General features: G+C 41.8%; 10 protein-coding genes. All 10 read left to right on the forward strand.

Annotated elements, in window-relative coordinates:
* Positions 1-133 precede the first annotated feature (133 nt).
* On the forward strand, positions 134-1,132 hold the full coding sequence (locus V3595_RS10975; protein WP_485907208.1) for a Gfo/Idh/MocA family protein: 999 nt from the start codon (positions 134-136) through the stop codon (positions 1,130-1,132).
* Between the two features lie 81 nt (positions 1,133-1,213).
* On the forward strand, positions 1,214-1,522 hold the full coding sequence (locus V3595_RS10980; RefSeq protein ID WP_137020368.1) for an iron-sulfur cluster assembly accessory protein: 309 nt from the start codon (positions 1,214-1,216) through the stop codon (positions 1,520-1,522).
* A 21-nt stretch (positions 1,523-1,543) separates the two neighbouring features.
* Entirely contained in the window at positions 1,544-2,665 is a 1,122-nt protein-coding gene (locus V3595_RS10985; RefSeq protein ID WP_485907210.1) for an NADH-dependent flavin oxidoreductase, read from the forward strand.
* Positions 2,666-2,927: 262 nt separating this feature from the next.
* Positions 2,928-4,337 (forward strand): GH1 family beta-glucosidase, encoded by a 1,410-nt coding sequence (locus V3595_RS10990; protein WP_485907212.1) that lies wholly within the window; start codon positions 2,928-2,930, stop codon positions 4,335-4,337.
* 509 nt (positions 4,338-4,846) lie between these two features.
* Entirely contained in the window at positions 4,847-6,487 is a 1,641-nt protein-coding gene (locus tag V3595_RS10995; protein WP_485907213.1) for a SulP family inorganic anion transporter, read from the forward strand.
* An 85-nt stretch (positions 6,488-6,572) separates the two neighbouring features.
* A complete protein-coding gene (locus tag V3595_RS11000; protein WP_241590541.1) occupies positions 6,573-6,986 on the forward strand; it encodes a MerR family transcriptional regulator in 414 nt (137 codons plus the stop codon).
* A 230-nt stretch (positions 6,987-7,216) separates the two neighbouring features.
* A complete protein-coding gene (locus tag V3595_RS11005) occupies positions 7,217-8,731 on the forward strand; it encodes a carboxylesterase/lipase family protein (protein WP_485907215.1) in 1,515 nt (504 codons plus the stop codon).
* 32 nt (positions 8,732-8,763) lie between these two features.
* Positions 8,764-10,050, forward strand: coding sequence for a kynureninase (gene kynU, locus V3595_RS11010; protein WP_485907581.1), 1,287 nt, complete (start codon positions 8,764-8,766; stop codon positions 10,048-10,050).
* 14 nt (positions 10,051-10,064) lie between these two features.
* Positions 10,065-11,414, forward strand: coding sequence for an amino acid permease (locus V3595_RS11015; protein ID WP_241590539.1), 1,350 nt, complete (start codon positions 10,065-10,067; stop codon positions 11,412-11,414).
* Positions 11,415-11,431: 17 nt separating this feature from the next.
* Positions 11,432-12,277, forward strand: coding sequence for a tryptophan 2,3-dioxygenase (kynA, locus tag V3595_RS11020; protein WP_485907217.1), 846 nt, complete (start codon positions 11,432-11,434; stop codon positions 12,275-12,277).
* The last annotated feature ends 300 nt before the right edge of the window (positions 12,278-12,577 follow it).

Consider the following 12,577-nt stretch of genomic DNA (forward strand, 5'->3'; position numbering starts at 1 on the left):
TAGAAAAATTATAAACGAATATTGCCTAAAAAATCCAATTTAAACAATTGCGATTGTTCATTATACTTTGTTTTTCAATGAAATGTCTGTATATTGAGGACATAATTAAGTTAGCTTGAAAGGGGATAGGATGTTGATAAGATTAGGGGTAATAGGTACAAATTGGATTACGGAACGATTTTTGGAGGCTGCGAAGCATGTAGAGGATTTATCATTAACCGCCGTGTATTCACGTACAGAAGAGAAAGCAAAGGAATTTGCCAATAAATACGAAGTACATACGACTTTTACGAATTTAGAAGCAATGGCTGCCAGCGATGAAATCGACGCTGTATATATAGCAAGCCCTAACTCTCATCATTGCAGGCAAGCCGTGTTGTTTTTACAAAATAAAAAACATGTATTATGTGAAAAACCAATGGCCTCGAATGCGGCAGAAGTAAGGGAAATGATTGAGGCAGCAAAACAAAATGATGTGCTATTGATGGAAGCGATGAAATCGACCATCATGCCGAATTTTGAAAGTATAAAAGGGAATCTGGATAAAATCGGGAAGATAAGGCGTTTCTCGGGAAGCTTTTGCCAATATTCATCACGCTATGATTCATATAAACAAGGGACTGTGCTGAATGCATTCAATCCTGAATTCTCCAGCGGCTCTTTAATGGATCTAGGCATTTACGTCCTCTATCCACTTGTTGTACTGTTCGGTAAACCGAATAAGGTGCAGGCATCAGGAACGATGCTTGAATCAGGAGTTGATGGGCAGGGAACGATTCTGCTTTCCTATGATGAAATGGAGGCAGTCGTCATGTTTTCCAAGATTACTGAATCCAATTTGCCATCGGAAATTCAAGGTGAACTTGGAAGCATCATCATTCAGAAAATTTCAGGACCGCAAGCGGTGGATATTCAGTATCGGGATGGAACCACTGAAAATATTTCTGTTAAACAGGATATGCCTACCATGTATTATGAAGCGAAAGAATTTGTTGATTTGATACAGCAGGGGAAAATGGAATCCGATATAAATTCATATTCGAATTCACTGTTGACTATGGAAATCATGGATGAAGCAAGAAAGCAAATCGGCATCGTCTTTCCTTCAGACCGAGGACATGGCCAATCATGAAGGGGAAAAATGGATGTTACTGATAACCCTTAATTGGGTAGAATACAGTACAGGGATAATTTTATTGTTGGGGGAATGGACATGAATTGCAAAATAAATCGCAATGCAGCAAAGGTCTTACAAAAAATGCTGAGCACTGAAGAAGCCGAAGGGAAAATGATTCGTGTATATATCACCCATATGCATGGCGATCATGCCCATTATGACATGAAGCTGGATACACCGGCAGAGCATGATGAAATTGTCAAAACAGATAAAGATATCGATATTTTGCTTGATTCACGTGAAGAATTTCTGGATGGTGTCTGGATTAAATATTTTTATGTACCTGAAGAAGGCTTTGAAATCACGAATCCTTCTAAAGAACCGCACGGACATCATCACCACTAAGAGTAAAGGGGGAGGATTGGCATGAATCAAAAATACGAAAAGATCTTTCAACCATATATATTTCCATCAGGGGTAGAAGTGAAAAATCGTATCATGATGGCTCCTATGACCACTTATTCTTCGGATGATCAAGGCGTTGTAACCGATGATGAACTGGCCTATTACGCTGAACGATCGGCTGGTGTAGGTGCGGTGGTCACGGCATGTGCCTATGTATCTGCTGGAGGCAAGGGATTCCCAGGCCAACTTAGTGCAGATGACGATTTCTTTATCCCATCCTTGAGAAAACTAGCCGAAACGATTCAGTCCAACGGCTCAAAAGCGATTCTGCAAATATATCATGGAGGCCGGCAAAGTCCGCCGGAATTATTGCCTGATAACCAACCTGTTTCTGCAAGTGCCATTGCTTCCAGCGAGGAAGCACCTGTACCGCGGGAAATGAGTGAAGTTGAAATACAAGACATTATTAAAGCATTTGGAGAAGCAACAAGAAGGGCAATCGAAGCAGGATTCGATGGTGTGGAAATCCATGGTGCCAATACGTACTTGCTGCAGCAATTCTTCTCGCCACACTCGAACCGTCGTACGGATAACTGGGGTGGAACACTGGGAAAACGATTGATTTTCCCGCTTACCATTGTGAATGAAGTCGAGAAAACGGTTGCTGAGCATGCGAAAAAGCCGTTTATCATCGGCTACCGCCTTTCTCCTGAAGAAGGCAGCAATCCTGGAATCACATTAGATGATACGATTCAATTCGTTGATAGATTAGCGAATCAAAACCTGGATTATCTACATATATCGGTAGGCCACTTCTGGAATGGCTCATTCCGCGAGAGTGATAGGACAAAGTCACGCATCGTTAAAATTTACGATAAAGTAGGTAATCGTATCCCTGTTGTCGGTGTGGGCTCACTGCAGACACCCGATGAAGTTGCAGAAGCCATGGAAACGGGTGTCCCTTTTATCGCCCTTGGCCGCGAACTTCTTATGGAACCGCATTGGATTGAAAAAATCAGGTCTGGAAAAGAAGCGGAAATACGGACCACCCTTTCAAAAAAAGATCAGGATGAATTGGTCATTCCAGATCCGCTTTGGGAAAAGTTGATTGGGATAAAAGGTTGGCTCCCGGTTGTGGAGTGATTAGCAACATCTTGAATATGTGTAACCCGTCCTCCTTAGGTGGGCGGGTTTTTGCATGTTTTCATATGAAACTAAAAATCAATCATCTTCAGCTAGAAAAAGAGAGGTTGATTCAGCAGAATTCTGGATTTAACCATTCCCTGATAGTAAATACTATCTTTAAGGCTTATGTTTTACGTGAATTAAAAATTAATATTTGTACCAATGAATAAAATATATTATTATAAATTTAATAAGCAGGTATGAAAATGGAGGGTCTATAATGAAATTTCCACACGATTTTTTATTCGGAGCAGCTTCTGCTTCTTTTCAAATAGAAGGAGCATGGGATGAAGATGGTAAAGGTATAACGAATTGGGATGTTTTCTCAAAGATACCGGGGAAAACATTTGAAGGTACAAATGGGGATGTAGCGATAGACCATTATCATCGTTACAAAGAAGATATTAAATTAATGGCAGAGATGGGACTTGAATCATACCGGTTTTCCATTTCATGGGCGCGTATTTTGCCAACAGGTGACGGGGAAGTCAATGAAAAAGGCTTGGAATTTTATAATAATGTAATTAATGAATGCTTAAGATATGGGATTGTTCCATTTGTTACGCTGTATCATTGGGATTTGCCTTTGACGCTTGAACAAGATGGGGGATGGACGAATAAGCGAACAGCTGAAGCATTCGTCATGTATGCGGAGATTTGTTTTCGCGCATTCGGAGACCGCGTCAAACATTGGATCACGTTTAATGAAACGGTTATGTTTTGCGGTTTAGGGTATTTAAAAGGAGCGCACCCGCCTGGAATCCAAAACGATGAAAATAAATACTTTCAAGCGACACATTATGTTTTTTATGCACATGCAAAAGCGGTAGAGGTATACAAGGCACTGAATCATTACGGTGAAATTGGAATTACCCATGTTTTCCTGCCAGCTTATAGTATTGATGGCAAACATGAGAATGTATTAGCTGCTAGGCATGCCAATGAATATGAAACTTTTTGGTACTATGACCCCATTTTAAAAGGTGAATATCCAGCTTATGTGGTTGAGCAATTAAAGGAGAAAGGCTGGACACCAAGTTGGACCGAAGAAGAACTTGATACGCTAAAAAGAAATGCGGGGAAAAATGATTTTATTGGACTTAATTATTACCAGCCCATTCGTGTGGAAAAAAATCGGGAAGCCGTTTCAAATATGGAGCATTCAAGAGAAACATCTACTCTAGCTCCAGGAAACCCGTCTTTTGATGGCTTTTATCGGACCGTAAAAATGGAAGATAAAACATATACAAAATGGGGCTGGGAAATCTCACCTGAAGGATTTTTAGATGGGCTTCATATGTTAAAAGAGCGTTATGGTGATATTAAAATGTATGTTACAGAAAACGGACTTGGTGATGAGGATCCGATTATCGATGGTGAAATAGTGGATGTTCCCCGTATTAAATATATTGAGGAACATTTAAAAGTGATTAAGCGGGCAATCAAAGAAGGCATCCATTTAAAAGGATATTACGCATGGTCTGTCATTGACCTATTAAGTTGGTTAAACGGGTATAAGAAGCAATACGGATTTATTTACGTGGATCATCATGATCAGTTAAACCGGAAAAAGAAGCTGTCGTTTCATTGGTATAAGCATATTATCGAGACGAGAGGAAAAGAGCTGTAAACTGAAAGAAAACGTATATAGAGCCTTGAGTTTTTATAGAGCATGTTTTGAGCATCTTTCTCAAAACATGCTTTTTTTATTGGTCATTAATCAAGTTTTCTGATATGGGGAATTAGTCCAAAGTTCAAATCTCCTGATTCGTAGTCTGAATCTCCGGCTTCAAATTAACTAGACTGGAAATATGGTCCCGGATTGTAATAAAAATGTAAAAAGATTCAAAAAAATGCAAACAAATGTTAACGTTACTAACAATGTACAGTTTTACGTTTTACTGTATAATGTTGTAGCGTGGTCGAGGCCATGTCAAATAACTTAACATAAGGAGATTACATATGACGATTATTTCTTAGCTTTGAAAAGTCCCCCCCACATGGTTTGTCCCGTTGAAAAAACCTACAATAGTTAGATTAATTTCGATCAAGCAACTCCCTCTAAAATGAAAGAATGATTTTTCCTGATGATGGTAGATCCCAACTAAAAAAACGACTAAGGATGTGAGTTTTAAAAAGATGATAAAAGATTCTAGATTTAAAGGGTATAATATGAAGGGTTTTCAAAAGGACGTAACGGCAGGATTGGTCGTAGGTGTTGTAGCCATCCCTTTAGGATTGGCTTTTGCAATTGCTTCAGGCGTCGAACCGATATACGGGTTATATACGACCATCATCGCTGGAATCCTCATATCGATTTTGGGTGGCTCCAAGTATCAAATTGGAGGGCCAACCGGGGCGTTTGTTCCTTTATTATTTGGAATCGTTATGCAATATGGGTATGAAAGCCTGCTTATTGCCGGGTTTTTAGCCGGAATGATGTTAGTCGTGATGGGTCTTCTTAAGTTAGGCAATTTGATGAAGTTCATTCCCCGTCCCGTCATCATTGGATTTACAACAGGAATTGCGATAATAATCTTTTCAGGGCAAATTGCCAACTTCTTTGGTATGAAAGTGGAAAAACATGAAGCGTTCATGGATAACATGAAGGAACTGGTGATTAAAGCAGACACGATCAATCTATATAGTGTGATTGTTGCGATTATATGTTTTGTCGTCATACTGCTGGCACCTAGACTTTTGCCACGAGTACCAGGACCGCTTCTGGGTCTGCTGATTTCCACAATTGCAGCTTACTTTTTATTTCCCGATAAGGTGGCTACGATTGGTTCCACGTATGGAGCGATTCCGAAAGGTTTTCCGGAATTCCAAGTGCCAGAGCTATCAGTGGAAGTCATTATCACACTCCTTCCCGTTGCTTTTACGATTGCCTTGTTAGGCGGTGTCGAGTCATTGTTATCCGCTACCGTGGCCGATAACATGGGGGGAACCAAGCATGATAGTAATAAGGAATTGGTTGGGCAAGGAATCGCGAACATCGCGACCCCATTCTTCGGCGGGATACCTGCAACAGGTGCCATTGCCAGGACAGCTACCAATATAAAAAGCGGGGCAGTCTCCCCGATGTCCGGAGTCATTCACGGAATTGTCGTTTTACTGGTTTTGCTGGTGCTTTCTCCATATGCAGCGCATATACCTTTGGCTAGCATGGCGCCCATATTGATGTTTGTTGCCTGGAATATGAGCGAAAGAAAGGAATTCGCTCATGTATTGAAAACGAAGACGGCGGATTCTGCGGTTTTGCTAGTCACCTTCCTCGTCACAGTCTTCACTGATTTAATCATGGGAGTGGGAATCGGCTTATTGATTGCCTTCATCACCTTCATTGCAAAAATGAGCCACACGTTAAAAGTCAGGGAAAGAAGTCATGAGATTACAGAGATTGTTCCAATTGATAATTCGGATTCAAAGATCAATGTGTATAACTTGGAAGGTCCCCTCTTCTTTGGTTCGATAGACGTCCTGGAGTCATCGATATTGGAGAACTTGGATAATAAGACGAAAGTGTTGGTATTAAGCATGCGCCGGGTAACATATATGGACACTTCAGCAGAGGCTGCACTATTGGCGATTGTTAATCGCATCGGAAAATATAAGGGGAAATTAATCATTTCCGGAATTCAGCAGCAACCAAAGGAATTGTTACTCAGCACTGGGTTGTATCATAAAATAGATAAACAGCACTTTTTTAAATCGAAGGAAGATGCCCTGTATTTTGCCAAGAAGCAGTTGAAGGGCAATTCGGATAAAGTAGTCTAATAGTTTCATCCTCGAAGTCACCTTTTTGGATAGTTATGTTATAGTATCGTTAACAGTAGATTTTTAAAAGAAGGTGACTATCTGGGTGAATGTATATCGGATTGGCCAGCTTGCTGAACTTGCGAATGTTTCGAGAAGAACCATTGACTATTACACACAATTAGGAATGCTGAACTATGAAAAAACTGGGTCAAGATATCGGTATTACACAGAAGATGCTTTAAATCGTCTTCAAATGATTAATCGGTATAAAGAACAGAATATGCCTTTGACCGAAATCAAGGAACGGTTACAAGTCTGGTCGGAAACCACTGTTGATTCTGAGCAAGTGCTCTTGATGGTGGACAAGCTATCTACAGACCTTAAAGGACTGGAGAATGAATTGCTGGAATTAAAGCCTTTATTGGAACAGCTTGATGAACAGCAATTAACATATGCTGCACAACAGCTTTCCGTTCGGGGCAGCTCTTTATTGAGTATCCTTGCCATGCTCGCCTAAGCTTTTTGCCAAGTTCAACAAAAAAAAGACCTGATTGGGTCTTTTTTTGTTAACTGGACATTTAATGAAAACTTCAAACTCATAAGGATAACCTGACTTTATATACGATGGCGGTACTTTTTTTTGGAAGAACGGAGTCTATAGATCTTTTTTCAATAAAGATGAAGGATATAAGGGAATGGAAAAAGAAGAACTTAAGTATCTATTACTATATGAAGAGGTGAAAGGGAATGATTGGATCGATAGTTACGACGGTAAAAGGACATCTTCAAGGTACTATGGAAAACGATATATGCGTTTGGCGTGGAGTCAGGTATGCGAAAGCGCCGATTGAGGGTCTGCGTTTCCTCTCGCCGGAGCCAGTTGATAAGTGGAGCGGTGTCCTGGATGCAGTGGATTTTGGTCCGATTCCCCCGCAGCCGATGGATCGGGCGGTAAGGACAGGAATGACCGGAAATGAAAAAATGGATGAGGATTGCTTGTTCCTGAATATTTGGTCGCCTAGGGCTGATGATAAAAAACGCCCGGTCATGGTGTGGATTCCTGGAGGAGCATACATAACGGGAGCTGGATCCCTTGATATGTACAATGGACATTTACTGGCTAAGAATGGAGATGTAGTCGTAGTAAGCATCAACTATAGGCTGGGGGCACTGGGATATCTGGATTTTTCCGAGTTGGCAGGTGAGGGAGAAATATTTGAAACCAATTTAGGTTTACGTGATCAAGTTGCGTCTCTGAAATGGGTTAAAGAAAATATAGAAGCGTTTGGCGGCGACCCTGATAATGTTACGATATTTGGTGAATCAGCTGGTGGCAATGCGGTGACGACTTTACTTACTGTTCCTTCAGCGAGAGGTCTTTTTAAACAGGCCATTGCGGAAAGTCCCGCTCCGACATCTGTTTACGGAAAAGGATTTGCGCGCCAATTCAGTGAAAGGTTCCTTGGAATATTGGGCATTGGAAAGGATGAAATCCACCGATTAAAGACACTTCCAGTTCAAGAGATTGTCACGGCCTCCTACCAACTCTTACAGGAAAATTCACAGGCCATGCCGGGCTCACTATCATTTGGACCTGTCGTAGATGGTGACTTCCTGCCTGATTATCCACTAGATTCGATTCGATCCGGAAAAGCAAAGGGAATACCTTTGCTTATAGGAACAAATAGGGACGAAGCAACGTTATTCGACCAGATGGATCCCCCGTTAATCCCAACTAATGCGGCGATGATTCAGAAAATGTTCGAAAACACTGATCCAGAGGCGAAAGAGCGAATTACGAATGCTTATATAAACTACCCAGAAAAGGAAGCTGCACTTGGCATTGGCCGTGATGCGACTTTCCATATTCCCTCGGTTTGGTATGCGGAGGCATACAGCCGCTTTGAAAAAACATGGATGTACCGTTTTGATTATAAAACGGCGGCAATGCGCATAAGTAAATTAGGGGCGACACATGGTATGGAAATTCCTTTTGACTTCCAGACTTTCGACTCGGCATTTGGGAAACGGATTACTTCATATGGTTCAAGGTCAGCTGCCCTAAAGGTTTCCCATAGAATGCAGGGCCATTGGGTCAACTTTGCGAAACATGGAAACCCCAATCCCCCGGAAGGCGAAATCTGGCCGAAATATGATGAAAGAAATCACTACACAATGATTTTTGATAAAAAGGATTATATTGAAAAAGATCCTGACAGAATGATAAGGTTGGCATGGGAAGGGGTAGGGATTTACAAGTGAAAAATAGCGGCTTGGAAGAAAGCGGGGAGAACATGGATATCAATAATTTCATGTCAACGAAAGAGTATGCGAAAACTTTGGATCAGGAAGATCCATTAGTTTCTTACAGAGAGGAGTTCTACTTGAACCCCGGAATGATTTATATGGATGGCAACTCATTGGGACTTTTATCAAAGCGGGCTGAGAAAAGTTTAATGAAGTCATTGGAAGATTGGAAAAGGTATGGAATCGATGGGTGGACGGAAGGCACCGAGTCCTGGTTTTACTTTTCTGAGAGATTGGGTGAATTGAGTGCCCCGCTGGTAGGTGCTTTAGAGGATGAAGTGATAATGGGAGGGTCGACTACAGCTAATCTGCATCAGCTTGCTGCCACTTTTTTTGAACCGAGAGCTGGCAGGAATAAGATTTTGGCGGATGAACTAACCTTCCCGAGTGATATCTATGCACTTCAAAGCCAGCTCCGATTGCATGGGCTTGATCCTTCGGCACACTTGGTTCAGGTGAAAAGCCGAGATGGTAAATTCCTTGAAGAAGCTGACATCATTGCCGAGATGAACGAGGAAATAGCGTTAATTGTACTTCCGACGGTATTATATCGAAGCGGTCAGATCCTTGATATGGAGAGGTTAACAAAGGAAGCGCATGCGCGTGGAATCATGATAGGATTCGATGCCTGTCATTCCGTGGGAGCCATCCCGCATTTGTTTGACAACTGGGAAGTGGATTTCGCGTTTTGGTGTAATTATAAGCATTTGAATGGCGGACCAGGATGTGTAGCAGGGTTATATGTGAACCGTAAGCATTTTGCAAGGCTGCCCGGGTTGGCTGGATGGTTTGGCTCGCGGAAAGATAAGCAGTTCGATATGGAACATACCCTTACCCAAGCAAATTCGGCAGGTGCCTTTCAAATTGGAACTCCCCATATATTAAGCATGGCTCCCCTTTTAGGCTCGCTTGAAATGTTTGCGGAGGCGGGGATAGAACAAGTCCGGAAGAAATCCCTGAAGCTGACTCAATATCTTATGGATTTAATACATTCGGAATTGACGGGATATGGATTTGAGATTGGGAGCCCAAGGCATGAAGCAAAAAGGGGCGGTCATATCATCCTTGAACATCCAGAAGCTGCAAGAATATGTAAAGCATTAAAACAAGAGGCCATCATTCCCGATTATCGTGAACCGAATATGATTCGTTTAGCACCTGTTGCTCTTTATACCTCTTTTCAGGAAGTCTATGAAACTGTACAGGTGCTTAAGAAGGTCATGGACGGCAGATTATATGAAAACTATGAAAATAAAAGGGGAATCATTGCCTAGAATGGGAGCAACATATGGAGAAAAATAAACTGCATCGTGAATTATCATCGAATCAAATCACCATGATAGCCATGGGATGTGCAATTGGCACCGGGTTATTCTTGGGCAGCGGCCTTGCGATTTCAACGGCAGGTCCAAGTGTACTTATCAGCTATGCAATAGGTGCATTCATTGTCCTTCTGCTGATGGGCTGTTTGGCGGAAATGACTGTAGCCTATCCAACATCGGGATCATTTGGAACCATTGCTGAAAAATATATAAGTCCATTTGCGGGTTTTGTTGTTAGGTATTCATATTGGATAGCGAATGTTCTTGCCATCGGTGTCGAAGTGAGTGCCATCGCTGTTTATATGAAATATTGGTTCCCTGCTGTACCTGGAAGTGTTTGGATTTTCCTTTTTGCTGCACTGCTAATCTATGTAAATGCGACGAGTGTCAATACATTCGGGAATTTTGAGTATGTATTTTCAATGATCAAGATAAGCGCCATTGTCATATTCATTCTACTGGGCGCCTATGTGGTGATTGGCGCTGGACCTTCAAGCGGGATCGGTGTAGAGAACTATGCCAATGATGGAGGTTTTATGCCTTTCGGCTTTTGGGGGCTATGGGTCGCCATATTCATTTCGCTCTTCAGCTTTTTAGGAACTGAGTTGATTGCGGTGACGGCGGGAGAAGCAAAGGACCCGGATATAGCAGTCCCTAAAGCTTTGAAGGCAACTGTCTTCAGGCTTGCCACTTTTTATGTACTGACTATCGGGATCATGTTAATGATTGTTCCTTGGCAATCTGCCGGTATTGATAAAAGCCCATTTGTTAAGGTAATGGAAATCCTGAATGTTCCCGGGGCATCGGGAATAATGAATTTCATTATTTTAACCGCTGCTTTATCCGCTATGAATAGTCAATTATATGCCTCCACCAGAATGATATTTTCGTTATCCGAGCAAAAGCAGGCTCCAGCCTTATTTCAAAAAGTGAGCAGGAAAGGTGTCCCGGTAAGGGCACTTCTCATATCCACTTTAGGAATATTTCTTGCTGCAGGAGTAAAGGTCTTGCTTCCGGATACTTCATATGCATTCATGATGGGGATATCGATGTTCGGAGCCATTTTAACCTGGTTCATGGTTTTCATTTCCCATTTATATTTCAGGAAGAGGTGGGAGAAATCAGGGGGCCGCAAATTACCGGTTAAAATGTATGGATTTCCATATCTAACGATTCTTGGTGCATTTCTTTTGTTTGCTTTGACGGTATCTACCTGGTTCACTGGCCCATTTAAAATCGTGCTCCAGTTCGGGGTTCCTTGGCTGATCTTTCTTTGCATCGTTTATTTATTGATGTCGAAATTCAAAAGAAAGTAAAGGGAAAGAGGGATAGTATGGATAAGGGTCCAAGAGATGAACATCGTTTGGAAGAAAGTATGGTAACTGATTTTGAAAAAGATATGTCCTATGGGGACTATCTGCATTTAAATCAAATTTTATCAAGTCAGCATCGACTTTCCGGCCATCACGATGAAATGCTGTTCATCATCATTCACCAAACAAGTGAATTGTGGATGAAATTGATCATCCATGAATTGACTGCGGCAACTGATCATATTGTGGCAGGACATTTGGAGCCTTCCTTTAAGATGCTATCCAGAGTGGCCAGGATCCAACAGCAACTAGTTCAATCTTGGAATGTGCTTTCGACCTTGACGCCATCCGATTATATGGAATTCCGGAAAAAACTAGGGAACTCTTCAGGGTTTCAATCATTTCAGAACAGGTTGATAGAATTTGCGATGGGTCAAAAGAATTCGCAAATATTGGCCGTTTTCCGTCATCAGCCCGAGCTTTATGAGTCGATGATGGAAGCCTTGAATAAACCAGGTATTTATGATGCGGCTATAGGGGCTTTGGCTGCAAGAGGGCTTCCCATTGATCAATCGGTCCTGAAGAGGGATTGGTCTTTAATTTATCAGGAAAATGCAAGTGTTGAAAAAGCATGGCTGACCGTTTACCGTGATGTGCATAACTACTGGGATTTGTATGAGCTGGCCGAAAAACTCGTTGATATCGGAAGTCTACAACAATTCTGGAGATTCAATCATATGAGCACCGTAGAACGGATCATCGGTAATAAAAAGGGAACTGGCGGATCGTCCGGTGTAAGTTATCTGAAGAAAGTGGTCGAACAGCCATTTTTTCCGGAGCTTTGGACATTAAGGACCAAACTGTAAGCTTTGACTGGGGGGGATATCATTAATCAATGGTTAGATATTTCCTAGCGCCTTAATGAAAATACGCCATATTGGCTAGGAGATAGTAATATTCATATCGGCTGAATTCATCCAGGGCTGAAGGGTCATCTGCAAATGTAGGGGAAATCAGGGTGACCCTTTAAGAATTCAATTGATTGTCCATATCATTTTGATGGAAATGGAAAAAACCATCGAACATGATCTCGGTTTATGAAGCCGGGCACGGGAGCCCGGTCAGGGCCGTGGTGAAAAAGAAAGGCTGATGAGGGGGATATAAGG

The sequence above is a fragment of the Bacillus sp. CFBP9009 genome, from assembly GCF_036541465.1.
In the GTDB taxonomy this organism is placed as follows: Bacteria; Bacillota; Bacilli; order Bacillales; family DSM-1321; genus Peribacillus.

Coding starts and splice junctions, on each gene's coding strand:
- V3595_RS10980 (WP_137020368.1), top strand. CDS start 1,214: ATGAATTGCAAAATAAATCGCAATGCAGCAAAGGTCTTACAAAAAATG.
- V3595_RS10985 (WP_485907210.1), top strand. CDS start 1,544: ATGAATCAAAAATACGAAAAGATCTTTCAACCATATATATTTCCATCA.
- V3595_RS10990 (WP_485907212.1), top strand. CDS start 2,928: ATGAAATTTCCACACGATTTTTTATTCGGAGCAGCTTCTGCTTCTTTT.
- V3595_RS10995 (WP_485907213.1), top strand. CDS start 4,847: ATGATAAAAGATTCTAGATTTAAAGGGTATAATATGAAGGGTTTTCAA.
- V3595_RS11005 (WP_485907215.1), top strand. CDS start 7,217: ATGATTGGATCGATAGTTACGACGGTAAAAGGACATCTTCAAGGTACT.
- kynU (WP_485907581.1), top strand. CDS start 8,764: ATGGATATCAATAATTTCATGTCAACGAAAGAGTATGCGAAAACTTTG.
- V3595_RS11015 (WP_241590539.1), top strand. CDS start 10,065: ATGGAGAAAAATAAACTGCATCGTGAATTATCATCGAATCAAATCACC.
- kynA (WP_485907217.1), top strand. CDS start 11,432: ATGGATAAGGGTCCAAGAGATGAACATCGTTTGGAAGAAAGTATGGTA.